Genomic DNA, 24677 nt, shown 5'->3' on the forward strand with positions numbered 1-24677 from the left:
CGCTCCGGCGGCCGCCGCGCCGCCGGGCCTGCCGGGCCGCTTGCCGCCGGGCTTCGTGCTGCCCGCGCGCGTGACGCCCAGGGTCATGGTCATCTCGGCGTCACCGGCCGCCGCCGGGCGCGACGCGCCGCCGCCCGTGGAGCCGGGCTTGCCGCCGGGCTTCGCCGAACCGGGCGCCGAACCGGGCTTCGCCGAACCGGACTTCTCGGGGCGGGTGACGCTCAGCGGCATGGTCAGCTCGGCGTCGCTCTCCGGAGCACCCGCCCCGCCGGAGGTTCGCCCGGCCGCACCACCGGACGCCGTCCCGGCGCTCGGCGAAGGCGACTTGCCCCCGCCGGGCGTGCCGTTCCGCTGCCCGGCCTCACGCCCCTGGGCCCCCGAACCGGAGCCCCCGCCGGAGGACCGCCCCGAGGAGCCGCCCTGCGCGGGGCCGGACGGTCCACCGGTCTGCCGACCGGTCCCGTCACCCGCAGCCGAGGACGGCCGGCCGGACGTCGCACCGTTCGCCGCCGAGCGCTCGCCGCCGGACGCCGAGGTCGGCCGACCGCCGGTGCCCGTTCCGGTGCCGGGCCTGCCTGCGGCCGGAGCCTCCGAGCCCCCGCCGGACCTGTCGCCGCCCGCCGCAGCCCCGTCGCGGCTCGCCGCACCGGGCCGTCCGCCCGATGCTGAGACCGCCCCCGACTGTCCGCCCGCGGCCGACCCCGACCGCCCGCCCGGAGCCGAACCCGTGGCCGACCCCGACTGTCCGCCCGAGGTCGAGCCCGACCGCCCGTCCGAAGCCGAGGTCGAACCCGTGGCCGACCCCGACCGTCCGCCCGACACCGCACCCGGTTCGCGCCGTTCGCCGGAGGCCCGGTCCGGGCCGTCGGCCGGGGTCGAGCCCGGGCGGGGGCCGGACGGCGAGCCGGGCCCGGTGCCGGTCGTCGGGCGCTCCGGGGGCGTGCCCGGGCGCGGCTCGGCGGGGTTCCGGGGCGTGCCCGGGGTCCGGCGCTCCGGTTCTCCCGGTGCCCGGCCCGGGCCGTTCCGCTTCGGCTGCGGCTCGTCGCTCATCGTGCTGCCGTGCTCCTGTTTCCGCGTCGTACGTTCATTTCCGTACGGCCTCGTACGCTTTGCGCCCGCTCCGGGCAAGTTCTGCACCCAGGAGTGAAGACTCTCGTACCGGCTGATCCGTTCCCGGACACCGGCACGCGCCTCGTACGCCCCGGGAGCACCACCGCCCGGCCCGAAAACGCCTGGCACACCGATCCGGCCGCGGACTAGGCTTTCGCGCTTCGGCCCGGATCGGCCTCGGCCTCGGTCCTTCGCCTGACTCTTCGCAGCGGATGGGAGTTTCCTCGTGGGCACTGGGCGGTTGTACGCCGCCGTCGCCGCCGGTGGCTTCAGGCGGTACGCGACGTATCGGGTGGCCACCGCGGCGGGGGTGTTCACCAACACCGTCTTCGGCTTCATCCTCGCATACACCTACATCGCCCTCTGGCAGGAGAAGCCCCACCTCGGTGGCTACGACCAGGCGCAGGCACTCACCTATGTGTGGGTCGGCCAGGCGATGTTCGCGGTCATGGTGCTGGGAAGCGCCGGCTTCGAGGAAGAGCTCATCGAGCGGATCCGTACGGGTGACATCGCGGTCGACCTGTACCGGCCCGCCGACCTCCAGCTGTGGTGGCTCGCCGCCGACCTGGGCCGGGCCCTGTTCCAGTTGCTCGGACGCGGTGTCGTTCCCATGCTGTGCGGTGCTCTGTTCTTCGATCTCGCGCTGCCGTCCAGTGCCCTGCCGTGGCTCGCCTGCCTCGTGGCGGTCGCCCTCGGGACCCTGGTCAGCTTCGCGATCCGATACATCGTCGCCCTGTGGGCGTTCTGGCTCCTCGACGGCGCCGGAGCGATGCAGATCACCTGGCTCACGGGGGTCTTCTTCTCCGGCATGCTGCTGCCGCTGAACGTCTTCCCCGGCGCCCTCGGCGACCTCGCCCGCCTCCTGCCCTGGTCCGCGCTGCTCCAGGCGCCCGCCGACGTGCTGCTGGGAGAGGCCGACGTGTGGGGCACCTTCGCGTTCCAGGCGGGCTGGGCGGTCGCGCTGCTGGCGGTGGGGCGGCTGATCCAGTCGGCGGCGACACGGAAGGTGGTGGTCCAGGGTGGCTGACGTCGACGAGCGCCCGGTGACGAGGGTCACGGAGGACCCGTTCGGCGCGTACGGCCCGTACGGCCGTCTCCGGGACGGGCTGCGCGCCTACCGCATGATCGCGGCCATGTGGATCCGCTCCACGATGGCGTACCGCGCCTCCTTCGTGATGACGGCGTTCGGCAACTTCGCCGCCACCGCCTTCGACTTCGTCGCGATCCTGCTGATGTTCTCCCAGGTCGATGAGTTGGGCGGCTTCACCCTGTCCGAGATCGCCCTGCTGTACGGCACGTCCGCGATCGCCTTCGGTCTCGCCGACCTGATGATCGGCTCCATGGACCGGCTCGGGCGCCGGGTCCGCGACGGCACGCTGGACACCCTGCTCGTGCGGCCCGCTCCGGTGCTGGCCCAGGTCGCCGCCGACAAGTTCGCGCTCAGACGCCTCGGCCGGGTCACCCAGGGCGCCCTGGTCCTCGGCTACGCGCTGGCCACGCTGGACATCGCCTGGACGCCGCTGAAGGTGCTGATGCTCCCGATGATGGTGGTCAGCGGCGGCATCATCTTCGGGGCGGTGTTCGTCGGGGGCGCGGCCTTCCAGTTCGTCGCGCAGGACGCCTCCGAGGTGCAGAACGCCTTCACGTACGGCGGGGCCACGCTTCTGCAGTACCCGCCGGCCCTCTTCGCCAAGGACCTGCTGCGCGGTGTGACGTTCGTCCTGCCGCTGGCCTTCGTCAACTGGCTGCCCGGGCTGTACGTCCTGGGCCGCCCCTACCCGCTCGACGTGCCCCACTGGCTGGCGTTCGCGCCGCCGCTGGTGGCGGCGGCCTGCTGCGCGCTCGCCGGCGCGGCATGGCGGGCGGGGCTGCGTTCGTACCGGAGTACGGGGAGTTAGGGACACATGGACGAGCGGTTCATCGAACTCGACCGGGTCGAGAAGGTCTTCGACGTCCGGAGGAAGACCGGGTTCCTGCGGCGGGAGCGGCGTGAGGTGCGGGCCGTGGACTCGATCTCCTTCACCGTGCCGCGGGGCGAGATGGTCGGCTACATCGGCCCGAACGGCGCGGGGAAGTCCACCACCATCAAGATGCTGACGGGCATCCTGACCCCGAGCGGCGGCCGGGTGCGGGTCGCGGGCATCGACCCCTCCCGTGAACGGACCCGGCTGGCCCGCCGGATCGGTGTCGTCTTCGGGCAGCGCACCACCCTGTGGTGGGACCTGCCGCTCATCGACTCGTACCGGCTGATGCACCGCATGTACCGCATCCCCGACGCCCGATACCGCGAGAACCTGGACCGCTGCGTCGAACTCCTCGAACTCGGCGACCTGCTGGACGTGCCCGTGCGGCAGCTGTCCCTCGGTCAGCGCATGCGCGGCGACATCGCGGCCGCGCTGCTGCACGACCCCGAGGTGCTGTATCTGGACGAGCCGACGATCGGGCTCGACGTCATCAGCAAGGCGAAGGTCCGCACGTTCCTGAAGGACCTCAACACCGAGCGCGGTACGACCGTGCTGCTCACCACGCACGACCTCCAGGACATCGAGCAGCTGTGCCGCCGGGTGATGGTCATCGACCACGGTCGGCTCATGTACGACGGTCCGCTGACGGGGTTGCACGAGGTGGGGGAGAGCGAGCGGACCCTCGTCGTCGACCTGGAGCGCGAGCTGCCCCCGATCGAGGCGTCGCCCGCCCGGGTCGTACGGGTGGAGGGGCCCCGGCAGTGGCTGGCGTTCCCGGCGTCGGAGTCGGCGGCCCCGCTGGTGGCGCGGATCGCGTCGGAGTATCCGCTGGTGGACCTGTCGGTGCGGGAGCCGGACATCGAGGCGGTGATCGCCCAGATGTACGCGCAACAGGCGGAGCGGGTGGGGGAGTCGGGCCAGTCGGTCTCGTAGCCGGGGGCCGAGGTTCCTCGTAGGCTGAGCCGTATGACGGACGATCTCCCGGACCTGCCGGCCGCCGCGGACCTCCGTGCCTCCGACGCCGACCGTGAACGGGTCGCCGAGCAGTTGCGGGACGCCCTCGCGGAGGGGCGGCTCGACATGGAGGAGTTCGGGGAGCGGCTGGACGCCACCTACCAGGCGCGCACCTACGGTGAGTTGGCGCCGATCACCCGCGATCTGCCGGGTGCCCGGACGGTGGCGCCGCCGTCCGTCTCCCTGGTGAAGGGGCCTGCGGAGAGCGGGAGTTGGGCGGAGCGGATCGTCGGCGGGCAGGGCTCGTCGACGTGGGGCGTGGCGGTGATGTCCGGCTTCGAGCGCAAGGGCCGCTGGACGGTGCCCGAGCGGTTCGACTGCTTCGCGTTCTGGGGCGGCGGTGAACTGGACCTGAGGGACGCGTACTTCGCGGTGCGCGAGGTCACCATCAACTGTGTGGCCGTCATGGGCGGGATCAATGTGATCGTGCCGCCCGGCGTCGAGGTCGTCGTCCGCGGCATCGGTGTCATGGGCGGCTTCGACCACCGCGAGGAGGGCGAACCGGGCGAGCCCGGCGCCCCTCGCGTGGTCATCACCGGGTTCGCCTTCTGGGGTGGCGTCGGCGTCGAGCGCAAGCTCCCCAAGGCCGAGCGGCAACGGCTGAAGGAAGCCCGGCGGCAGGAACGACTGGAACGCCGCCGGGCCCGCCGCGAACTGGGCAAGGGCCGCTGAGGCGGCCCCGGCCTCCCCGCACCTACAGGTCGGCCGGGACCGCGCCCTTGAGCGCCTTCAGGTCGAAGACCTGAGCCATCCGCTCGTAGCCCTTGTCGCTCGGGTGGAGGTGGTCGCCCGAGTCGTAGTCGGAGCGCAGCCGGCCGGGGGCGTACGGGTCGCGGAGTGCCTTGTCGAAGTCGACGACCGCGTCGAAGACCTTGCCGGAGCGGATGCGGGCGTTGATGGCCTGGCGTACGGCCTCGCGCTGGTCGGTGTAGCCGCGGTGGCCGTTGAACGGCATCAGTGTGGCGCCGACGACGCGCAGCCCGCGCGCGTGCGCCAGGTCGACGAGTCCGCGCAGGCCGGCGACGATCGTCTCGGGGTCGGCCTGACCGGGGTTCTTCAGGATGTCGTTGACACCGAGGTCGATGACGACGGCCTTGACGCCGGTCCGGCCGAGCACGTCGCGCGGGAAGCGGGACAGGCCGCTGGGGTTGTCGGCCGGGCGGCCCCGCCCGTTGGCGAGGACCTGGTTGCCGCTGATGCCCTGGTTGACGACGGTGTAGCGGGGCACGTCGGAGGAGCCGGCGGCGGCCCGCAGCCGGTCGGAGAGGACGTCGGTCCAGCGGCGGTTCTCACCGACGGTCGAGGTGATCCCGTCGGTGAGCGAGTCGCCGAGGACCACGACGGTGCCCGCGGACTCCTTGCTCAGCACGTCCAGCGCGGTGACGTACCGCCAGTGCATGCTCTGCGTGGTGTACGGCGTCCCGGTGACGTCCGCCGCCTGGTCGCCCTCGGCGGTGTACGAGATCTGCCGGGCGTGCGCGTGATAGGTCGTGGGCCCGGACGGGGTGGGCGAGTAGGTGGTGATCAGTACGTCGCTGTCGTGCGGGATCGCGATCCGTACGACATCGCTGACCACCTGCTGACCTGCGGCGATGACCACGGCCGGACGTCCGCCGAAGGTGAGCCGGCGCATGGTGTCGGCCGCTGCCGCCGGGCTGTTCACCGCGGCGGCGACCGCGAGCGAGGCGTGGGTGATGGTCAGCGGTTGCTGGCCGTAGAGATTGGACAGCGTGACGCGGGCACTCGTACCCGCGGCGGAGCTGTGTACGACGTTGCGCACCGAGCGGCCGGCGAGGCCGTTGGTCTCGGTGCCCGGCTCGGATCCGCTCGGTGACGCCGACCAGGCGCCGACCCAGACCCCGGTGGAGGCGGGGGCGGCGGAGTTGCGTGGTGCGCCGGCGAAGGTCTCCTGGCGCCGGCTGCCGTCGTCGATGCCGACTGCGACGTATATGGCCGCCGAGACGGCGACTATCAGGGCGGTGATGGCCGCCAGCAGTGCGCCGTGCCTTGTGGGGGAATCCCCCACACCCCCGGCGTGACGCTTGGTCATGCGGTGTGTGGCTCCTCGAACAATGGAGCCCCGAGGCTCCGTGGTGATCACCCCATGATGCGGCATGGGATGGGGGCGGTCGGTGCGAACCCTCGTCGGTTCCCCCGTCCGGACAGACGCGGGGAACTCCTGTGGCGTTCCAGGAGTACGTCATGCAGTAGGTCACCAAGGGACCGAGAAGGGGACAATGTGTACGGGGGACAGGAACGGGTGGAGTGAATGGACCGTACGAAACCGGAAGAGAACGGCACCCCGGGACAGCGTTCCCTCCCCGGTGGCGCCGGGAACCAGGTGACGGACACCACGCCGGGCGCGCGGGCGGCGGGGGACGCGCCCGGCGGGTCCGGTGCGCCTCGTGTGTCGCATCGCACGATGACCACGTTCAGCGCGGCCGACGAGGAGAAGCAGCGGGGCGTGCGGCGGATGAAGCTGACCGCCGCCGGGCTGCTGCTGTTCGTGGCCGTGGTGTACATCCTGGCGAAGTGGGCCTCCCACGAGGGCGCGGGAGCCTGGGCGGACTATGTCGCGGCGGCCGCGGAGGCGGGCATGGTGGGTGCGCTGGCGGACTGGTTCGCCGTCACCGCCCTGTTCCGGCACCCCCTCGGCATCCCCATCCCGCACACCGCGATCATCCCTCGCAAGAAGGACCAACTGGGCGTCACGCTCGGTGAGTTCGTCGGGGAGAACTTCCTCTCCGAGGACGTGGTACGGCAGCGGCTGCGCGCCGTCGGCATCGGCAGCCGGCTCGGCGCGTGGCTCGCCGAGCCGCAGAACGCCGACCGGGTGACCGAGGAGTTGGCGACCGCGATGCGCGGCGCCCTCACCGTGCTGCGCGACACCGATGTGCAGGCCGTGGTCGGGGAGGCCATCACCCGGCGGGCCAACAGTCAGGAGATCGGGCCCGGCATAGGGAAGATGCTGGAGCGGATCGTCACCGACGGCGGCCACCGGCGGGCCGTGGACCTGATCTGCGCCCGCGCCCAGAACTGGCTGATCCTCCACGACGACCAGGTCATGGACGCGGTCGAGGGCGGCGCCCCCGGCTGGACCCCGCGCTTCGTCGACAAGCGGATCGGTGAGCGCGTCTACAAGGAACTGCTCCGTTTCGTCTCCGAGATGCGGGACTCGCCCACGCACCCGGCGCGCGGCGCCCTGGACCGCTTCCTCACGGACTTCGCCCAGGACCTCCAGTCCGACACCGACACCCGCGCGCGGGTGGAGCGCCTGAAGGGCGAGATGCTCGACCGGGGCGAGGTCCAGGACCTCATCGCCGCCGCCTGGACCGCCGTACGCTCCATGGTCGTGTCCGCCGCCGAGGACGAGCGCAGCGAACTGCGGCTGCGGGTACGGGCGTCACTGCTGTCCCTGGGCACGCGGTTGGCCACCGAGCCGTCGGCGCAGGCCAAGGTCGACAAGTGGATCGAGGGCGCCGCCGTCCACGTCGTCACCACCTACCGCAAGGAGATCACCTCCCTCATCACCGACACGGTCGCGGCCTGGGACCCCGAGCACACGACGAAGAAGATCGAGGCCAACATCGGCCGTGACCTGCAGTTCATCCGCATCAACGGCACGGTGGTGGGTTCCCTGGCCGGGTTGCTGATCTACACGGTGTCGAGGGCGCTGGGGGCGTAGACCTTTCTCCTCCGGGCACTCGGACGCGGTTCGCTCGAGGAGGAGGGGGCCGCACAGATGGCCGTAACCGAACGGAAGTCGCCGCAGGGGGGCGGTACGGTCACCACCGCCGTACCCGCACGCCTGGACCGTCTGCCCTGGTCGCGCTGGCACTGGATGGTGGTGATCGGACTCGGCACGGTGTGGATCCTCGACGGCCTGGAGGTCACCGTCGTCGGCAACATCGCCGGGCGGCTCTCCGAGCAGGGCAGCGGTCTACCGATCAGCTCCGCGCAGGTCACGGGCACCGCGGCGGCCCTGTACGTGGCGGGCGCCTGCGCGGGCGCCCTCTTCTTCGGCCGTCTCACCGACCGCTTCGGGCGCAAGAAGCTGTTCATGGTGACGCTGGCGGTCTATCTCGGCGCGACCGCGCTGACGGCCGTCTCCTTCTCCTCCTGGTGGTTCTTCCTCTTCCGCTTCCTCACCGGCTTCGGCATCGGCGGGGAGTACGCGGCCATCAACTCCGCGATCGACGAGCTGATCCCGTCCAAGTACCGGGGCCGCGTCGACATCGTCATCAACGGCAGCTTCTGGCTCGGCGCGATCGGGGGCTCGCTGCTGTCGATCGTCGCCCTGAACACGGACCTCTTCGCGGCGAACGTCGGCTGGCGGCTGACGTTCGCGCTCGGTGTGGTGCTCGGCCTGGTGATCCTGCTGGTCCGCCGGAACGTCCCGGAGAGCCCCCGCTGGCTGCTGATCCACGGCAGGGAGCGGGAGGCGGAGCAACTGGTGGCGGACATCGAGGGGCAGGTCGAGGCCGAGAAGGGCCGCCGACTGCCCGCGGTCACCGAGGAGATGACGATCCACCAGCGCAAGAGCATCGGCTTCGGCACCATCGCCCGTACCGTCTTCTCCCGCTACCGCCGCCGCGCCGTCCTCGGCTTCTCCCTCTTCATCGGGCAGGCGTTCCTCTACAACGCGATCACCTTCGGCTTCGGAGCGATCCTCACCACGTTCTACGACGTCCCCACGTCCGACACCGGCTACTACTTCGCGTTCATCGCCGCCGGCAACTTCCTCGGCCCGCTGCTCCTCGGCAAGCTGTTCGACACGGTCGGCCGCCGGGTGATGATCTCGTCGACGTATCTGCTGTCGGGTGTCCTCCTCTTCGGCACGGCCTGGCTGTTCGACCGGGGCGCGCTGGACGCGGTCACGCTCACGGTGTGCTGGTGCGTGGTGCTGTTCTTCGCGTCGGCCGGGGCGAGCAGCGCGTACCTCACGGTCTCCGAGGTCTTCCCCATGGAGACCCGGGCCATGGCCATCGCGTTCTTCTACGCGATCGGCACGGCGGCGGGCGGCATCAGCGGCCCGCTGGTCTTCGCGGACCTGACGGAGTCGGGCGCCGTCGGCGACACGGTGCTGGCGTTCCAGATCGGGGCGGGCTTGATGTGCGCGGCGGGGCTGGTGGCGGTGTTCCTCGCGGTGCGGGCGGAGCGGAGGTCGTTGGAGGAGGTCGCGCGGCCGCTGTCCGCGGCCGGGTGAGCGGGCCGGGGCGCCTAGTAGCTCGGGGGTGCGGGTGGTTCTGGCGGGTGCGGGTTCGTTGTGGTTTCTCGCGCAGTTCCCCGCGCCCCTAGAGGGACGGGCCTGCGGCCCGCCCTTCGGCTGAAAAGCACGGGCGCAGCCCGGTCGCTTTTCAGGGGCGCGGGGAACTGCGCGAACAACCCCCACTCACCCGCACCCGCCAGAACCACCCGCACCCCCGAGCTACAAGGCGCCCCCGACTCACCCGTAGAAGTACTGCGCGGCCTTGCGCTCGAAGTACGACGAGTACACCAGCCCTATCGCCGGCGTCCCCCGATACGTGCCGACGTACTGCTGCGCACTGTCCACCACGACCGGCCGCGCCATGCACGCCCACTTGTTGCGCTGCTCGGCCTCCGCCCACCGCACGGCCGCCGGATCGACCCGGTCGCTGACCAGCACGGGAAAGGCCGCGACCCCGTTCTGCAGCCCGGCCGGCAACCCACCCTTCGTCTTCTTCGCGTACGCCAGTACCTGATCCGTGAACGTCGCGATCGTAGGGATGGTTATCTCGGGGACCGCCGCCGCCACGGTGAACAGGTGGAGCTTCGTCCCCATCCAGCGCCACTTGAAGTCGGCCCGCCGCCCGACGAGTACGGGCACTCCGGCCCAGTCCTCCCACCAGGTACGGCACTCATCGGCGGCGAGACGGGCCCCCAGGGAGGCGACATAGGACTGCGAGGCGGACTGCTGTGGATGCATGGCTGGATCATGCCCCGCCCTGGCCGGATCACGAAAGGCGGGGTGAGGCCAAGGTTGCGCAAGGCTGTGCGACGACAGGCCCTAAGCCCCGGTCGTGGACCCGGGCCGTACGATCATCAGCACCGTCACGGTGGCCCACAGCAGGTTGAACACACCGGTGAACATGGCGAGTCGCGCCGTGGTCCGCACGCTCACCGCCGACCCAGGCACGGGCCCGGCCCCCGCCACCCCCTCCAGAATCTCCTCCTGTCGAGGCAGCACCAGCGCCAGCAGCACCATCGCCGCGAGTGCCGTCAGCAGCATCGATGCGATCAGCCAGGCGTCGCCGAGCACCCCCATGCTCATCGCCGTGACGAAACCGAGCGCGGGCACCGCGATACCGACACCGCCGTACACCCGGCAGATCCGGTGCAGCAGCCGTAGCGACGACACGGCCCGCTCGCCGCCGGGCTCGGCCAGTGCCTTGCGGGCGCTCGGCGGGAACATGCTGGCCGCGACGGTGATGGGCCCCACGGCGACGATCGCGGCGAGGACATGGAGGGAGAGCAGCAACTTGGTCACGCAGGGACGCTAGGGCGCGCGACAAGCCGGGGGGAGTGGCGAGATTGCCAGGTGGCAACGGATTCTCGCCAGGGGTGTGCATGGTGAACGGGGACGGTGGGCCTCTGCTTGGCGAGAACCAGGCGGAGCCCTACGCTCCCGCCATGCACACAGTGGCCGTCCTGGCGCTCGACCAGGTCATCCCGTTCGATCTCTCCGCCCCGATCGACACCTTCGGGTGGGCCCGGCTGCCGGACGGCCGGGAGGCGTACCGGGTGCGGGTGTGCTCGCCGACGGGGGACGCGGAGGTGCCGGCGGGGCCGTTCACCGTGCGGGCGCCGTACGGGCTGGAGGCGCTGGCGGAGGCCGACACGATCATCCTGCCGGGGACGGCGGACCCGACCGCCCCGCTCCCCCCGGGCGTGGCGGAGGCGCTGCGCGCGGCGGCGGCCGACGGGACGCGTATCGCCTCGGTGTGCGTCGGCGCGTTCCTCCTCGCGGCGACGGGCCTGCTGGACGGGCTGCGCGCCACGACCCACTGGATCGCGGCCCCGGATCTGGCCGCACGGCACCCGCGGGTGACCGTCGACCCGAACGTCCTCTATGTCGACAACGGCCAGTTCCTGACCTCGGCGGGCGCCGCCGCGGCGCTGGACATGTGTCTGCACATGATCCGGAAGGACCACGGTTCGGCGGTCGCGGCGTTCACCGCGCGGATGTGCGTCATGCCGCTGGAACGCGAGGGCGGCCAGGCCCAGTTCATCGTCCAGGACCAGCCCCCGGCCCCGGCCGGCGCGACCCTGGAGCCCCTGCTGCGCTGGCTGGAGGCGAACGTGGAGCGGGACCTCACGCTGGACGACATCGCCGCCCACGCCGGCACCAGCGCCCGTACGCTGAACCGCCGCTTCCGGGAGCAGACGGGCACGACACCGCTGCAGTGGCTGCACCGGGCGCGGGTCCGCCGGGCCCAGTACCTCCTGGAGTCCACGGACCACACGGTCGACCGCATCGCCGGCCAGGCGGGCTTCGGCTCCCCGACGGCCTTCCGTGACCGGTTCAAGAAGGTGGTCGGGACCAGCCCGTACGCGTACCGGCGGGCGTTCCGGGGGGAGTAGCCCCGGGGGAGTAGCCGTATCGGGCGAGCGCGTCAGGGGCTCGGACGCTCCGCGTCATGCGCGGCGGTCGGCCACCACCCAGGACGCCAGGGCCACCGCTCCGGCCACGCCGAACACCGCGGGCCAGGCACCCACCTTCTTCGCCAGGGGATGCGACCCGGCGAACGCGGCGACGTACCCGGCGGTCAGGGCGCCCGCGGCCCTGCGCCCGGCCGCGCGCTGCCACTGCTGGGCCGCGGCGGCGCCGGCGACGGCCAGCACGGCCCCGCCCAGCTGCCGCCTCTTCGTCCAGCGGGCCACCCCGTACCCGCCGATGAGCCCGCTCGCGGCCACCGCCGCCGCAGGAATCCTCGCCATCGTCCGCCTCCTGGTCGTCGCAGCGCCGGCTGTCGCGCGCTGTCGCCCCGAGGCTAACTCTTCTAGCACCCCACTCGCCGAAGCTGAGTCGAGGCTTGTCAACTTTCCTCCTCGGAGCTATATAAGAAGGCGTAGGAAATCACCGGGCATCGCATCCAGTGCCTGATGAGAGGAGTGACCCGTGATGCTCATGCGTACCGACCCGTTCCGTGAGTTCGACCGGCTCGCGCAGCAGGTGTTCGGCACCGAGAACCGGCCGGCCGTCATGCCGATGGACGCCTACCGGGCCGGCGACGACTTCATCGTCCACTTCGACCTGCCGGGCGTGGACCCGGAGACCATCGACCTGGACGTCGAGCGCAACGTGCTGAACGTCCGCGCCGAGCGCCGCTCCCCGGCGCCCGAGGGGGCCGAACTGGTCGCCGCCGAGCGCCCGACGGGTACGTTCACCCGTCAGCTCTTCCTCGGCGACACCCTCGACGCCGAGCGCGTCGACGCCTCCTACGAGGCCGGCGTCCTCACACTGCGCATCCCGATCGCGGAGAAGGCCAAGCCGCGCAAGATCCAGATCAGCGGCGGCAGCGAACGGCGCCAGATCGACCGCTGACCGCCCGGCCCGACCGGGCCACGGGGGTACCGGTCCGCGCCGACCGGCGGCGCGAACGTCCGGTGCCCCCGGCTTCCCGTCGGCGAGCCGGCGTCGCCCACTGGAGGGCGACGCCGGCTCGCTTTCTCATTACCTCTCACCGCCGGTGGGGCGCGCCGGTGGCCGCCTTCCTGCCGGCCGTACCAGCGCCCACCTTTCTCAACACCTCACGCTTGCGCGCGAGATGGCGCTCGATCGCCTTGCGGTCGTCGGCCCTGCCCCCAGGGCTGGTTTCTCCACCGCGCGCTGCGCCTCGCCCACGGTCTTCGCGAGCTTCGCCTCGGGAGCAGACGCTTCACGGTCGATTTCCAGGCATCCGGAATGATGCGGGCCGCTCTGCACGGCGAGTGTGACTCACGTCACTGCATAAAGCCGCCGGAAGTGGATCGCGGCGTTCGCCAGGGCTGGCATGCTCATGCATAGCTACTGGACGGTAACCGTCGGTCATCTGCTGCCGCCGTGTCATGCGCGCGGCCCTGCCGTCATGCCGCCCTCCGTGTAAGCGCACCCCCCACCACACCGATCCCGAGGATCACGCGTGCACAAGCTCAGACGACATGCCCTGCTCTCGGCCCTCTCGGCGATCACCGTCGCCACCCTGGTGGCCACCGGCTGCTCCAACGACTCGTCCTCCACCGCCGACAAGGCGCGCGCGGCGGCGGTCGAGACCCCCGAGGCCGCGGCGGCCGAGGAGCAACTCGCCGTCGTCTCCGCCCCGACCGACGGGGCCACCCCCACGGCCGTGGCCGACGGGAACGCCGTCGACCAGGGCAAGGCGAAGAAGTCCACGCTCAAGGTCGCGTCGTACGACAGGAAGACCGGCCGCGCGGTCATCGCGGCACCGCCCGCACGGGACACGAAGCCGACGGCGGACCCGTCGCCGTCGAAGTCGGCCGCCACGGGGCCGGGGGCGGAATCGGACGCCGGGTCGGACGAGGAGTCGGGCGCGGCGGCGGACCAGGGCCCGGATGCGGAGCGGGACTCGGGGCCGGCGAAGGGCTCCGGGTCTGAGCGGGGCTCCGCGTCGGGTTCGGCCCCTGCGTCCGCCCCGGCGGACGGCTCGCACCCCGTCGCCGTCGGCGATGTCATCGCAAGCGCCCCCGCCCCCGGCGCCCCCGACGGCCTGCTCGCCAAGGTGACGGACATCGTCGGCACGACGGAGGACGGCAGCGGTACGACCGTCCAGACCGAGCCCGCCGAACTCAACTCCGTCCTGGGCGAGAGCAAGGCGGACGGCGCGGTCCCCGTCGACCCGTCCACCATGGACATCGACCCGCTCGTCCAGGGCGTGAAGGTCTCCTGGGCGAAGACCGGTGACCTCACCTTCGGCCCGCAGGGCGCGAAACTCCCGCTCGGCAGCCTCCGTATCGACGTGGGCGCCGCCGTGGAGACCGCGGCCGGCGCCCCCGCCTCGGCCGCCGCGTCCGTCCACGGATTCGTCCAACTCGCCCCCGAGGTCGCCTTCTCGTACGACGGCTCCGGAGCCGGTACGGGGGCCGCGCCCGGCGGGGCGTTCCTGGGGCTGACCGGCGACTGGGCGTCGAAGTGGTCGCTCAAGGGCCGTGCGGCCGGCACGACCGACGGCAAGCCGGTCCGCGTCCCGTTCGCCGAACTCCACGCCGACCCCGTCATCCAGGTCGGCCCGGTTCCGATCGTCGTCAACCTGGACCTCGTCTGCTACTTCCAGGTGGACGCCGACGGCCGCGTCACCGTGGACGTCGAGCAGAACCTCAAGGGCGACTTCCGCGTCGGCGGCAACTTCACCTGGGCCAAGGGCTGGACGGGTGTGAGCGAGTCCGAGATGACCGGTGAGCCCCTGAAGGCGACCGTCACCGCCACCGGCAAGGTCAAGGCCGCGCTGGGCGCCGAGGCCACGATCGGCCTCTACGGCACGGTGGGCGTCACCGCCGACCTCGCCCCGTACCTCCGCGCCGAGGCCGACGCCAGGGCCGAGGGCTCCGCGAACGGCACCGGCTCGGCGAGGGGTTCCTGGGCGCTCTACGGCGGCGTGGACCTCACCGGCACGCTGAACATCCAGCTCTCCATATTCGGCACCCCGATCTTCCAGAAGAAGATCCCGCTGGGCGCCCTCCAGAAGGAGTGGCTGCTGACGAAGGGCGAGGTGGCCACGGCGTAACCCGTCGCCCCGCCGTCCGAGAAGGAGGCTCCTGGCCATGGTGTGTGCCGACCGGATGGTGGGGGACACCGGTCCGGCGCCGGCCAGGAGCCCCCACACACTGCCGACTTCAGGTCGGCCGTGGAGTGGGGTCGGTCCCTGCGGACCGCCGACGACTCACCGCTTCCTGACTGCTTGACTACTGTGACGCCATGCGTCAGCACGCCACCCGGACGAAACGGTGACCCGCCCCACCCCCGAGACGGTGGAGGACCAGGCCTCCACGGTCCGCACCCTCCTCCACTACCTCCACCTCCCCCTCGGCTCCAAGCACTACGTACGAGGCGTCCTCCCCGCCCCCGAAGGCCGCCCCGCCCTACGCCTCGCGACGGGCCGCCGCAAGGCCGCGCCCCCCGACTTCCGCCTCTACGAGATCCCGTTGACCCACGCCGGGGAGCCCATCACCCCGCACCACATGCTCGCGCTCCTCCGCGCGGCCCACCGAGGCACCCGCCTCTACTCGTCGAGCCGCATCGAGGAGACGATGGGCATGACGGTGATCCACCTGGACCCGTCGGAAGACCCGACGGCGAAGGAACCCGCCGCCCACCGCCGGCTCTCCCTCCTCACGTCCCTGACCTGCCCCGCGACGGACGACCTGCCCTTCCTGCCCCTGGTCGGCTTCCTCCCCACGGCCCCCGGCACCGTCCGCCTCTACCTGGCCCCGCCCACGGCGCCGGGCATCGTGGCAGCGGACGTACACCTCTCCGGCCCCCTGACGGCGATCGAGGCGGCGCTCCCTTCCGTGCTCCGCGAGAAGGAACGCCGACGGAAGGACAAGAGGGACCCGCACTGTTGGCGCCGGGTGGACTTGAGGGACTGGTAGGGGCCTGGGAGGGGGGCCTGAGAGTGGCCGTTCCCTCGCGGGAGCCAGGGAGGGATGCCGACGAGTCACTTACGCCGCGGCTCGGCGGGACGAAGGTGGTCGGGACGAAGGTGGTCGGGTCGAGGGCGGTCGGGGCGCGGGTGGTCGGGGCGAAGGCGGTCGGATCAAGGGCGGTCTGGTCGAAGGTGGTCGGGACGAAGGTCGGCGACGAGCCGGAACCGTTCCAGCACGGCCGGCGTCGTGTCGTCCACGGTGAAGCCGGGGTCCCTCAACGCGGCACGCATCTCCTCGCTGTGCCAGAACCGCTCGTGGTCCTCCCGCCACTCGGCCACGCTGGTGTGCCCCTCCCCTTCGTCCACGACATGGGCGAGGTCCACGTCCGCCAGCGGGATGACACGCACACCGGTCACCTCGATGACGGCGACGGGCCGCTCGTCGGAGTTCACGACCACGGAACGGTCCCCGACGGCCGGCAGAGCCTCCCCCTCGTGCTCGTAGTCGACGACGAGCCCGGTGGTGGAGGTCTTGGCCCGGTCGAGGATGGCGGCGACAAGCCGATCCCGCAACGGACCGGGAAAGGCGAACTCGGCGGTGGGCAACGAGCCGACGTCCGCGAGCCCCCCATGATCCGGACGACCAACCGACCGCCCTCCAACGACCGACTCCCCTTCTCCTTCCCCTTCCTCCGCCGAACCCATTGCAGTCACCGAACCCGCCCCGTTCATCGCGGCGCGCTCGGACGCACTACGAAGGACGCAGAACTCATTGCCTTCGGGATCGGCGAGGACGGCCCAGCCGGCCCCGCCCGGCTGCCGTCGATCGGCGACGAACGAGGCGCCGAGCCCCAACAGCCGCTCGACCTCCTTCTCCCGTGAGGTCGTAGGCCGCAGACACAGATGGAGCCGGTTCTTGACGGTCTTGGGCTCCGGCACCTGGTTGAAGTAGAGGACCGGCCCGTCGGACAGCATCACTTGGGTCTCGTGGTCGCCGGGCCGTGCGTCGGGATGCACGGGGCAACCGGTCACCGCGCTCCAGAACCGGGCCAACTCGTAGGCGTCCGCACAGTCGATCGCCACGTTCTGCAGTACCGAGGTCATGCGGGTGAGCCTGGCGGAGCGAAGACGCGGCCCGCCACCGAATTCAGGTGGGCCGTAGCGCAGTCGACCGGATGGGTACCGCACGCCCGCCAACTGAGTAGGAGCACTCAGGCCCGCGGACGGGGACCGCACCGACGATGAGGATCACCCTTCACATCACTCATCTCACTCATGTCACTCATCGAAGTGCAAGTCCAGGAGACCGCATGCTCAGCCGCCTCGCCGACGTCCTGGTACCGACCGTAGGACGCCTCACGGTGACCGCCGACGCGGACGCCGTGCTGGCACCGGGCAGCATCATCGCCGCGAACCACACGTCGCTCGCGGACCCGGCCATAGTCCTGGCCGCGCTGCACCGCCTGGACGTCCACCCGGTGGTGATGGCGGCGGCGGGCCTGTGGCGTATCCCCGTGCTGGGCCGCGCACTGGCCCGAGAGGGCCACATTCCGGTCCACCGCAACGACCCCCGCGCCGCCCAGGCCCTGGACCTGGCGGCAGCCGCGCTGCGGGAGGGCCGACTGATCCTCATCTACGCCGAGGGCGGCATCCCCACCCGCAAAGACGCGTCCGAAGCGCCCCCGGCCCCGTTCCGCACGGGCCTCTCCCGGCTGGCCCAACGCACCGGCGCTCCGGTCATCCCGGTAGGCCAGGCAGGCGCCCGCCGCGTCACGTCAGGCAACCCGGCGAAGCAACTGGCGGGCTTGGCCACGGCCCCACTCCGCCGCCCCAGCCTGCACGTCCACGTGGGCGCTCCGCTGAGGCTGAACGGCGAGCACACCGCGAGCACAAAGCGGGCGCACGGCGCGGTCACGGCGGCTTGGCGGACGGCGGCGGGGCGGTTGGGGGAGGCGGCGGCGCTGGGGGCGTAGCTTCGCCGGCCCTGCCCGTCGTCAAGAAAAGAGAGAGGGTCGGCTCAGCGAGAATGTGACGCCCCACCTCGTACTCGTTCCGCGCCACGGCTGTCCTCGCAAGTGACAGCTTCTTCGCGTCAGGTCGTGGAACTCCTGCTCGCGTATCAGGACAAGAGACGGATCTCGGAGAGCTCTGCCACCTCATGCACGATCGAGCTTCCCTTGCTTCAGGGCGTGCACGAAGGGTTGCCAAGCGCTGCTCGCAACGGGCATGCACCGACCTTCTGAACTCTTGGAGTCACGTATGAGAACGAGCTTGTCGGATACCGCGCACTCGACGCACTCTCCCCCCGCCCCGTTGCTGTACGACGACGTGAACCATGTCGGACGGCCGTTGCCGCCGCCGGACTCCGCAATGCTCACCTGGCGAATTCCTTCAGAACAGACTTGATCAACTGGGCGGAACGCTGAGGACTCAAGGCCGCGGCCCGCAAGCCGTCGAACGCCCTCGTGTACTCCCGAACATGATGCTCGCCTTCCAGGTAAACGGCATCTGTGATGCCGTCCCTGTACACCAGATCCGGGTCTTCCGGGGCTGGAAAACCGAGCATGGTGAACGATCCGGTGGCCGGGCATGTGCCTGAGTCGAAGGGAAGCACCTGCACAGTGACGGTCGGCAACTCGGCTGAGTCCAGAACGCGTTCGAGCTGCTCCCGCATCAGTGCTTGATTCCCGATGACATTGCGTACAGCACCTTCGTTCACGATGAACCAGGCATCCGGGGCGTCCGGTCGGGTCAACATGGCCTGTCGCTCCATACGAACGCGTACGGCCCTGTCGATGTCCTGGGCGGACATGTACGCACCCGTCGTGTGGAGTTCCCGGGCGTACGCCTCGATCTGCATGAGCCCAGGCAGCAGCTCGCACTGGTACTGGCGGAGCGTCGAGGCGTCCTGCTCCAGGCCGATGTAGATGTTGAACCACTCGGGAACACCCGCGCCGTGCACCTGCCACCAGCCGCGCGTTTTGGCCTGTCGGGCCAGTGACTTGAGGAACTCCCGCAGCTCATCGCTCGTGCCGTAGAAGCGGCACAGGGCGTCGATGTCGGACGGCTGGACCCGGCCACTCCCCGTCTCCATCCGGTTGACCTTGGAGCCGCTCCAGTCCAGCGCCTCGCCGACCTGGGCGCAGGTGAACCCGTTCGTCTCGCGTAGCTTCTTCAGCTCGATCGAGAGACGACGACGCCGTGCCGTAGGTGAACCGGCCATCTCAACCCCTTGTCAACGCCCCGTCGAATAACGGGCGTTCAGTCTCGCGCCAAGGGGCTGTGCCTGCCAATCACTCAGAAGTGGGAATCCCGCCGTGCACATTGCATATGGGGATGTGATGGCGTCATTCTTGCCAGCAGTGCGACTCACCGTGAGCACACGTCACGCTCCGCTCATGTGTGAGGTCGGGGAGACGACGTGCGACGAGAGAGAGGTCTCTGTGATCCAGGAAGCGTGCATGTCGCGAAAGCCGTGGGACTTGGCCTTCACGGCCGAACCCGAGGAAGTGGCCGCTCTGCGGCGCATCATGCGACTTCATATGGGAGCTTGGGGGTTGCAGGAGGTCTCCGACGCAGCCCAACTGTGCGTGAGTGAGCTCGTGTCCAACGTGGTCACGCACGTCGGCCACGGCACCCCGGTCACCCTCGCGGTCTCGATGAGCGGGACGTATCTGCGCATCGAGGTCCACGACCCCGACACGCGTTCGCTGCCAACTCTCATCGCTGCGGATTCCGACGCCGAGGGCGGCCGGGGCATGGCCCTGATCGATGCCGTTGCCGATCGCTGGGGCGTTCAGCTCCGTGACGACCAGAAGGTGACCTGGTGCGAGCTGGCGACGAGCCTCGTCTCACCGACCGGTCACGTCGGAAGTCCGGGCGTGACGCGAGCCGAAGCGCTACTCGACCTCTACGCCGCGACCAAGCTGCCTCGTGGTTCCGAGGCGGGCCGACTGAGCACGGCCGTCGCCGAGGAAGCGGTGATCGACGTCATCACGGACTTCCTCCACTGGCTCCGGGCGCATGGCTGTGACGGGGATGAGGTCCTGGACCGCGCCCAGATGCACTTCGAGGCGGAGCGGTCCGGTAGCGAGCTGTGAAGCCGGTCCTCGAAGTCGAGCTACGCGGTCGCTCTCCGTGCTGACTGTGTACCCGTCGGTGCGGAGTCCTTGCAGCGGAGGCACAATACCGATGTGCCTAGTGTTGTCCCTTCCTCAGCCGCCGTCTCGGCCCGCATGAGTCGCCAAGTCTCCCGAGACACAGCCCCCGAGGTCGCGGTACGTCGCCTCCTCTACGCCGCCGGGCTGCGCTACCGCCTCAATGTCCCAGTTCCAGGGATGCGGCGCCGCACCATCGACATCGCCCTCAGCGGGTCCAAGATCGCGGTCTTCCTGGACGGCTGCTTCTGGCACGGCTGCCCAGACCATGCGACGCAGCCAAAGTCGAACACAGAGTGGTGGCGCGCAAAACTCGACAAGAACATGGCCCGTGATCGGGAGACGACCGAACACCTGCAGGCTGAGGGTTGGACTGTCCTTCGTTTCTGGGAGCACGAGAACCCGCAGATGGTGGCGCAGCACGTGATCGAGGCGCGGCGGAGAACGCCCCACGCGGCACGCGTCTCCTCGCTGTGCCAGAACCGCGACTGGCGGGCCTGGCCACGGCCCCACTCCGCCGCCCCAACCTCCGCGTCCACGTGGGCGCGCCGCTGAGGCTGCCCGGCGAGCACGAAGCAGGCGCACGGCGCGGTCACGGCGGCTTGGCGCATGGCGGCGGGACGGCGCTGGTGGCGCAGCCTCGCTGGCTGTTTGAGCTCGCTCATGGGTGTCATCCGGTTGCGATGGTCGAGTAGGTCCACACGTCGGCCGGAATCTCGTGCTTCAGTCTCCACGTGATCGCCATCGGTTTACTGCCGGTGTGCTTCTCGTACTCGGCCGGACCCAACAGCATCCAAGGTTGGGCGCCACCGATATCGGTGCTCTTGTACCGGCGGACGAAGAGCAGGACGTTGCTTCCCTGCGCGGCATGATGCTGATAGCGCAGACCGGTGGGTGAGGACTCTGATGTCTGGTTCTGGGACTCCCAGTGGAAGAGGGTCTCGCTCTGCGCATAATCGTGATAGCGCGTCTGAGGTGAGAAATCCTTCTCGTCTTTCTCCAAGGTGATGAGGAGCGCGTCTGTCTTGATTGACTCGCACCACTTCACGCCCTCACGGAAGTCAGCCGGCATAAATCCGCCGATGTACGACTGCCCCAGCGCAGGAAGGATCTCTTCCCGGCTGTACGAAGCATGCACAGTGAGTGGGACACCACGCAGTCCGCCCGCTCCCAGCAGCGGGATCGGTACGTGCTCGGTGTGGGCGAGGTTGTACGACAGCACCTGACGCAGCTCACTACGGAAGGCGTGCTGCTCGCGCAGCGTTGCGAATCCAGCATCGTAGGTGGGGAAGCCCTTGCGAATGACTCCGCCCAGCGGCCACAACTGGAAGAAGAGCATGCGGGCGTAGGCCTGTCCTTGCTCATCGAGCGAGCTGTAGGCAGGAGCATCGTCTGTCAGCATTCGCGTGTACGCAGCAACCCTGAGCGGGTCGTCCACGTGGAGGAAGGAGGCGACGCGCTTGAGTAGTGCTGCCTCACCTTCTGGGGCCTCGCCCTTCAGAAGGCCGGAGCGGCGAAGCAGGCCTGTCCAAGAGTTTCCGTTTCCTCGGTAGAGCTCCTTAAGCTCGCGTCCACTCTCGTCGAGGTAGCGGCTGAGCCTCGGCTCGGCATAGTTCGCCACCTCACGTGCCAGAACGGTGACGTTGATACCGATCTGATCCTTAATGTTGGCGATAATGGTCTTCTTGGCCTTTTCCTCCAGGAGGATCTGGCAGCCGGACGGAAGCTGCGGAAAATCGCGTTCGATGTTGTCCAAGAGTCTTTTGCGAGTCAGGTTGGTCAACGCGTGGAACTGTTTCTCGAAGCGGAATTCCTTCCGATGCTGTCCGATGAAGTCCAGTACGGTCAGGACTGCCTTGTTCTCGGTACGCCGGAGACCCCGACCGAGCTGCTGCAAGAACACTGTCGCGCTAGACGTAGGGCGGAGTAGAAGCAGGGTGTCGACGTCAGGGACGTCGAGGCCCTCGTTGAAGAGATCGACTGAGAAGATCACCTGCAAGGCCCCTGAGCGGAGATCAGATAGCGCTTGCTTGCGCTGATCAGCTGGGGTTCCTGCGGACAGGGAAATGGCGTTGAGGCCGGCCTCACGGAAGGATTCAGCCATGAAGTGTGCGTGTTCAACGGAAACGCAGAAACCCAGCGCGCGCATGGCACTAGGGTCTGCGACCTTCTCTTCGACAGCCTTCAACACCAGCAAGGCCCGCGCGTGGTTGGCAGACAGCACCTCGCTTAGAGCGCTCGTGTCGTATGCTCCGCGATGCCATTTCACAGCGCTCAGGTCGGTGTTGTCGGTGATGCCGAAATAGTGGAATGGGCTGAGGAGATCGTTCTCCAACGCCTCCCACAGGCGCATCTCGGCGGCGATGCGCCCGTCGAAGAACTCATCTTGAATGTTCTTGCCATCCATGCGCTCAGGAGTCGCCGTCAGTCCGAGCAACTCGAGCGGCTCAAAGTGATCGAGAATTTTCCGGTACGTCGGTGATGTCCCGTGGTGGAACTCGTCGATCACGATCACGTCGAAGTGGTCGCTAGCGAGCCTTTCCAGCGCCCGTGAGTTGAGTGCCTGCACGCTGGCGAAGACATGTGTCCACCGTTCCGGGATCTCCCCGCTGTGCAGGGATTCGCCGAAGCCTGCCTCCCCTAGAACATCTTGATACGTTCGCAAGGACTGGTGGAGGATTTCCTTGCGATGGGCGACGAACAACAAGCGCAGGTCGCGGCCGTGCTTCCTCCGCAGTTGCTTGTAGTCCAGCGCTGCCATCACGGTCTTGCCGGTGCCCGTTGCCGCGACCAACAGATTCCGGTGGCGGTCATGCACGCCCCGCTCAACTTCGAGCCGCTCTAGCATGTCGCGCTGATGCGGATAGGGGCGTACTTCGAGCCCGGACAGGGTGATCCTGCGATCTGCACCAGACGTAGCTGAGGTTCCGCCGGCGATCGCCAATGCTTCCTGGAGCCGAGCTCCATCGGAGTCCGGGTCGTACATTTCGAAGGAGGGGTCGCTCCAGTAGGCCTCGAACATCGCCTCAAACTTCCGGAGTACGTCCGGCGTGGCGATGGAGGACAGGCGGACGTTCCACTCCAAGCCGTCGAGCAACGCAGCCTTGGAGAGGTTGGAACTGCCGACGTACGCGGTGTCGTAGCCGCTGTCACGCCGGAACAACCATGCCTTGGCATGGAGCCGCGTCGACCGGGTCTCGTAGTTGACTTTGACCTCAGCGTGGAAATCCTGCACCAGTCGATCCAGTGCGCGCCGCTCCGTCGCGCCGATGTACGTCGTTGTCATGACCCGTATGGGTACGTTCCGTTCGCGGGCCGCTTTCAAGGACTGCTCGATGACGCGCAGACCGTGCCACTTGACGAATGCGCACAGCAGGTCGACGCGATCCGCCGTGGCCAGTTCGGCGCGCAACTCGAAGCCCAGGCTGGGGTCTTCCGGCGCGTTGGTGATGAGCGCAGTTTCAGACAGCGGGATGCCAGGCCGGACAGCGAAGACGCCGGGAGCCTCCTGCCGAGTCAGAGCCAGGAGTTGCCGAGGTCCGTCTGCTACCAAATCCACCCACTCCTGAGCCCCCTTGAGTGTGCTGATGGACTCCAGGATGTGGTTCACCGCGTACACCCGTTCCTCACTTGGGAGGCTCTGTAGTACGCGGCGTACTGTCCGGGCGACGTGTCTTGCCAGGACGTGGGGTGCGGATTCGTCCCCGACGGTGCCGCTCACCGGATGCCATCCGAGGTTCGTGAACTGCCTCAGTGTTTGCTCGAAGCGCACTGTGATGAGCTGCTCGTAGACGCCAGTGACAGGCTGCACGAGATCCCCCGACTCAGACACACTCACTCTCCTTGAACGCTCAGCAGGTGTGCTCATGTGTAACAGAGGAGACTGACAGTGTGCAGAGGGCGATCGATTGCTAGATGAGAGGAGAGGCGATCCGCCGACGCTTCCTGCAAGGACCTCGCTTGTCTGACTAAAATTATTTCATGCCTCGAGAGAAACTAGGAAACATCCTCAGGTCTGTTGCCATGCGGATGCGCGCGGACTTTGAGCAGTCAAGGAACTTCAGCCACAACGGAGAAGCGGGAACTTCCCGAGAAGCCCTAGTTCGTGAGTTTCTCGCCAGCTATCTACCGTCCCATGTGGAAACAGTGCATAACGCCGAGATCGTCACATCAGCAGGTGAGACCTCCCCTCAGTGTGACATCGTTCTCGCCGATCGAGGCACCCCGCCTTTCACCACTCTGAATGGGTATCGAATCCTCCCTAATGAGTGCGTCTATGGTGTGGTCGAAGTCAAGACCAAGCTAGACAAAGAGCAACTCATAGATGCGTGCAACAAGATCAGTAAATTGCGACGCATGTCGAAGGGTTCCTATCGTGTGACGCCTGGTCTCATGCCCCGGAGAACATTAGCCTATGGGGAGGTCTACGACTATTTCCCTACGTCTGGGATTATCGTCGCTTTTAGCAGTCTCAAGCTGGAGACCATAGGCGGTCATCTTATGGAGTGGTGTCAGGCTCGGCCGCCTGTTGAATGGCCCGATAGTGTCTGGGTGCTAGGAAATGGCCACCTTCAGTGGCAGAACCCCGACAGCCACATGCTTGAGCGCTCGCCTCAGCCGGGGTCGCTGCTCGCCCAAATAGATACGGATGCGTCTCAGGACATCCTTCTTGCTCTCGCGCTGCACTTGAATATTCACTTCTCTGATGCATGGATGAATCCGCTGGATCTCGTGCCGTATGCGGGAGCCACTCGCCTCGGTACCATTTCGCGCCGATGGCGCATGACTCCCGCGGGTAGACCACCGAAGATGCTGGAAGGCCCGTGAGGGGA

23 protein-coding genes and 2 pseudogenes are annotated in these 24677 nt (G+C 69.0%); 15 read left to right on the top strand and 10 right to left on the bottom strand.

Going from position 1 to position 24677, the window contains the following annotated elements; all coding sequences use genetic code 11:
• Window positions 1-231 (bottom strand): annotated as a pseudogene (locus tag M8J73_RS38430) (hypothetical protein); the annotation flags it as partial.
• On the opposite strand from M8J73_RS38430, the gene M8J73_RS38435 reads away from it, so the two are divergent.
• From M8J73_RS38435 to M8J73_RS38455, 5 genes are all read left to right on the top strand, one after another.
• Window positions 230-1147, top strand: coding sequence for a hypothetical protein (locus tag M8J73_RS38435; RefSeq protein ID WP_249829668.1), 918 nt, complete (start codon window positions 230-232; stop codon window positions 1145-1147). The pseudogene M8J73_RS38430 and the gene M8J73_RS38435 sit on opposite strands and share 2 nt — an antisense overlap.
• Window positions 1148-1336: 189 nt before the next feature.
• Window positions 1337-2137, top strand: a complete 801-nt coding sequence (locus tag M8J73_RS38440) for an ABC transporter permease (protein WP_055539493.1) — start codon at window positions 1337-1339, stop codon at window positions 2135-2137.
• 16 nt (window positions 2138-2153) lie between these two features.
• The gene (locus M8J73_RS38445) at window positions 2154-3008 is read left to right on the top strand and encodes an ABC transporter permease (RefSeq protein WP_240501359.1); all 855 of its coding nucleotides are present in this window, start codon (window positions 2154-2156) and stop codon (window positions 3006-3008) included.
• Between the two features lie 6 nt (window positions 3009-3014).
• Complete coding sequence (locus M8J73_RS38450; RefSeq protein ID WP_055539491.1) at window positions 3015-4007, top strand: ABC transporter ATP-binding protein; 993 nt, start codon at window positions 3015-3017, stop codon at window positions 4005-4007.
• Window positions 4008-4040: 33 nt separating this feature from the next.
• Window positions 4041-4760, top strand: coding sequence for a DUF1707 SHOCT-like domain-containing protein (locus M8J73_RS38455; RefSeq protein WP_055539490.1), 720 nt, complete (start codon window positions 4041-4043; stop codon window positions 4758-4760).
• Window positions 4761-4782: 22 nt separating this feature from the next.
• Here the strand turns inward: M8J73_RS38455 and M8J73_RS38460 are convergent, their stop codons facing one another.
• Complete coding sequence (locus tag M8J73_RS38460; RefSeq protein ID WP_055539489.1) at window positions 4783-6138, bottom strand: SGNH/GDSL hydrolase family protein; 1356 nt, start codon at window positions 6136-6138, stop codon at window positions 4783-4785.
• A gap of 372 nt (window positions 6139-6510) precedes the next feature.
• Here M8J73_RS38460 and M8J73_RS38465 point away from each other — a divergent pair, with 372 nt between their 5' ends.
• Window positions 6511-7773 (top strand): DUF445 domain-containing protein, encoded by a 1263-nt coding sequence (locus M8J73_RS38465; protein WP_055539495.1) that lies wholly within the window; start codon window positions 6511-6513, stop codon window positions 7771-7773.
• 57 nt (window positions 7774-7830) lie between these two features.
• The gene (locus tag M8J73_RS38470) at window positions 7831-9294 is read left to right on the top strand and encodes an MFS transporter (RefSeq protein ID WP_055539488.1); all 1464 of its coding nucleotides are present in this window, start codon (window positions 7831-7833) and stop codon (window positions 9292-9294) included.
• Window positions 9295-9534: 240 nt separating this feature from the next.
• On the opposite strand, the gene M8J73_RS38475 is transcribed toward M8J73_RS38470, so the two are convergent.
• Window positions 9535-10035 (bottom strand): hypothetical protein, encoded by a 501-nt coding sequence (locus M8J73_RS38475; RefSeq protein ID WP_055540281.1) that lies wholly within the window; start codon window positions 10033-10035, stop codon window positions 9535-9537.
• A gap of 81 nt (window positions 10036-10116) precedes the next feature.
• Window positions 10117-10596, bottom strand: a complete 480-nt coding sequence (locus M8J73_RS38480; RefSeq protein ID WP_055540282.1) for a protease — start codon at window positions 10594-10596, stop codon at window positions 10117-10119.
• 143 nt (window positions 10597-10739) lie between these two features.
• On the opposite strand from M8J73_RS38480, the gene M8J73_RS38485 reads away from it, so the two are divergent.
• Window positions 10740-11690 carry a GlxA family transcriptional regulator gene (locus M8J73_RS38485; protein ID WP_055540283.1) on the top strand — a complete coding sequence of 317 codons (951 nt, stop codon included), beginning with the start codon at window positions 10740-10742 and terminating at the stop codon, window positions 11688-11690.
• Window positions 11691-11744: 54 nt separating this feature from the next.
• On the opposite strand, the gene M8J73_RS38490 is transcribed toward M8J73_RS38485, so the two are convergent.
• A complete protein-coding gene (locus tag M8J73_RS38490) occupies window positions 11745-12047 on the bottom strand; it encodes a hypothetical protein (RefSeq protein ID WP_055540284.1) in 303 nt (100 codons plus the stop codon).
• A 184-nt stretch (window positions 12048-12231) separates the two neighbouring features.
• Here M8J73_RS38490 and M8J73_RS38495 point away from each other — a divergent pair, with 184 nt between their 5' ends.
• From M8J73_RS38495 to M8J73_RS38505, 3 genes are all read left to right on the top strand, one after another.
• A complete protein-coding gene (locus M8J73_RS38495) occupies window positions 12232-12654 on the top strand; it encodes an Hsp20/alpha crystallin family protein (RefSeq protein WP_055513272.1) in 423 nt (140 codons plus the stop codon).
• A 577-nt stretch (window positions 12655-13231) separates the two neighbouring features.
• Entirely contained in the window at window positions 13232-14830 is a 1599-nt protein-coding gene (locus tag M8J73_RS38500; protein WP_055540285.1) for a hypothetical protein, read from the top strand.
• Between the two features lie 220 nt (window positions 14831-15050).
• Window positions 15051-15695, top strand: coding sequence for a hypothetical protein (locus tag M8J73_RS38505; protein ID WP_249829669.1), 645 nt, complete (start codon window positions 15051-15053; stop codon window positions 15693-15695).
• Window positions 15696-15859: 164 nt separating this feature from the next.
• On the opposite strand, the gene M8J73_RS38510 is transcribed toward M8J73_RS38505, so the two are convergent.
• Together M8J73_RS38510 and M8J73_RS38515 are read right to left on the bottom strand one after the other, a co-directional pair.
• On the bottom strand, window positions 15860-16294 hold the full coding sequence (locus tag M8J73_RS38510) for an ASCH domain-containing protein (RefSeq protein ID WP_249829679.1): 435 nt from the start codon (window positions 16292-16294) through the stop codon (window positions 15860-15862).
• A gap of 126 nt (window positions 16295-16420) precedes the next feature.
• Window positions 16421-16792 (bottom strand): annotated as a pseudogene (locus M8J73_RS38515) (VOC family protein); the annotation flags it as partial.
• Between the two features lie 206 nt (window positions 16793-16998).
• On the opposite strand from M8J73_RS38515, the gene M8J73_RS38520 reads away from it, so the two are divergent.
• A complete protein-coding gene (locus M8J73_RS38520; RefSeq protein ID WP_249829670.1) occupies window positions 16999-17661 on the top strand; it encodes a lysophospholipid acyltransferase family protein in 663 nt (220 codons plus the stop codon).
• 183 nt (window positions 17662-17844) lie between these two features.
• Here the strand turns inward: M8J73_RS38520 and M8J73_RS38525 are convergent, their stop codons facing one another.
• Both M8J73_RS38525 and M8J73_RS38530 read right to left on the bottom strand, forming a co-directional pair.
• Window positions 17845-18066: a DUF397 domain-containing protein gene (locus M8J73_RS38525; protein WP_079055115.1), complete on the bottom strand. Its 222-nt coding sequence runs from the start codon at window positions 18064-18066 to the stop codon at window positions 17845-17847.
• A complete protein-coding gene (locus tag M8J73_RS38530) occupies window positions 18063-18911 on the bottom strand; it encodes a helix-turn-helix domain-containing protein (protein WP_055541449.1) in 849 nt (282 codons plus the stop codon). Before M8J73_RS38530 ends, M8J73_RS38525 begins: the two co-directional genes overlap by 4 nt.
• A 238-nt stretch (window positions 18912-19149) precedes the next feature.
• On the opposite strand from M8J73_RS38530, the gene M8J73_RS38535 reads away from it, so the two are divergent.
• Together M8J73_RS38535 and M8J73_RS38540 are read left to right on the top strand one after the other, a co-directional pair.
• On the top strand, window positions 19150-19788 hold the full coding sequence (locus M8J73_RS38535; RefSeq protein WP_055541453.1) for an ATP-binding protein: 639 nt from the start codon (window positions 19150-19152) through the stop codon (window positions 19786-19788).
• A 93-nt stretch (window positions 19789-19881) separates the two neighbouring features.
• A complete protein-coding gene (locus tag M8J73_RS38540; RefSeq protein WP_274757615.1) occupies window positions 19882-20400 on the top strand; it encodes a very short patch repair endonuclease in 519 nt (172 codons plus the stop codon).
• A gap of 115 nt (window positions 20401-20515) precedes the next feature.
• Here the strand turns inward: M8J73_RS38540 and M8J73_RS38550 are convergent, their stop codons facing one another.
• Complete coding sequence (locus M8J73_RS38550; RefSeq protein ID WP_055541451.1) at window positions 20516-23677, bottom strand: DEAD/DEAH box helicase; 3162 nt, start codon at window positions 23675-23677, stop codon at window positions 20516-20518.
• Between the two features lie 149 nt (window positions 23678-23826).
• On the opposite strand from M8J73_RS38550, the gene M8J73_RS38555 reads away from it, so the two are divergent.
• Window positions 23827-24672: a DUF6602 domain-containing protein gene (locus tag M8J73_RS38555; RefSeq protein WP_157873284.1), complete on the top strand. Its 846-nt coding sequence runs from the start codon at window positions 23827-23829 to the stop codon at window positions 24670-24672.
• Window positions 24673-24677: the final 5 nt, after the last annotated feature.

The organism is Streptomyces neyagawaensis (assembly GCF_023516595.1).
Classification (GTDB): domain Bacteria; phylum Actinomycetota; class Actinomycetes; order Streptomycetales; family Streptomycetaceae; genus Streptomyces; species Streptomyces neyagawaensis.

What these genes read in the sequence shown, in the direction of transcription:
- M8J73_RS38450 (WP_055539491.1), top strand. Translation starts at nt 3,015, where the DNA reads ATGGACGAGCGGTTCATCGAACTCGACCGGGTCGAGAAGGTCTTCGAC.
- M8J73_RS38535 (WP_055541453.1), top strand. Translation starts at nt 19,150, where the DNA reads ATGTCGCGAAAGCCGTGGGACTTGGCCTTCACGGCCGAACCCGAGGAA.
- M8J73_RS38460 (WP_055539489.1), bottom strand. Translation starts at nt 6,138, where the DNA reads ATGACCAAGCGTCACGCCGGGGGTGTGGGGGATTCCCCCACAAGGCAC.
- M8J73_RS38520 (WP_249829670.1), top strand. Translation starts at nt 16,999, where the DNA reads ATGCTCAGCCGCCTCGCCGACGTCCTGGTACCGACCGTAGGACGCCTC.
- M8J73_RS38555 (WP_157873284.1), top strand. Translation starts at nt 23,827, where the DNA reads ATGCCTCGAGAGAAACTAGGAAACATCCTCAGGTCTGTTGCCATGCGG.
- M8J73_RS38475 (WP_055540281.1), bottom strand. Translation starts at nt 10,035, where the DNA reads ATGCATCCACAGCAGTCCGCCTCGCAGTCCTATGTCGCCTCCCTGGGG.
- M8J73_RS38470 (WP_055539488.1), top strand. Translation starts at nt 7,831, where the DNA reads ATGGCCGTAACCGAACGGAAGTCGCCGCAGGGGGGCGGTACGGTCACC.
- M8J73_RS38485 (WP_055540283.1), top strand. Translation starts at nt 10,740, where the DNA reads ATGCACACAGTGGCCGTCCTGGCGCTCGACCAGGTCATCCCGTTCGAT.
- M8J73_RS38490 (WP_055540284.1), bottom strand. Translation starts at nt 12,047, where the DNA reads ATGGCGAGGATTCCTGCGGCGGCGGTGGCCGCGAGCGGGCTCATCGGC.
- M8J73_RS38465 (WP_055539495.1), top strand. Translation starts at nt 6,511, where the DNA reads ATGACCACGTTCAGCGCGGCCGACGAGGAGAAGCAGCGGGGCGTGCGG.
- M8J73_RS38455 (WP_055539490.1), top strand. Translation starts at nt 4,041, where the DNA reads ATGACGGACGATCTCCCGGACCTGCCGGCCGCCGCGGACCTCCGTGCC.
- M8J73_RS38435 (WP_249829668.1), top strand. Translation starts at nt 230, where the DNA reads ATGGTCAGCTCGGCGTCGCTCTCCGGAGCACCCGCCCCGCCGGAGGTT.
- M8J73_RS38495 (WP_055513272.1), top strand. Translation starts at nt 12,232, where the DNA reads ATGCTCATGCGTACCGACCCGTTCCGTGAGTTCGACCGGCTCGCGCAG.
- M8J73_RS38530 (WP_055541449.1), bottom strand. Translation starts at nt 18,911, where the DNA reads ATGGCCGGTTCACCTACGGCACGGCGTCGTCGTCTCTCGATCGAGCTG.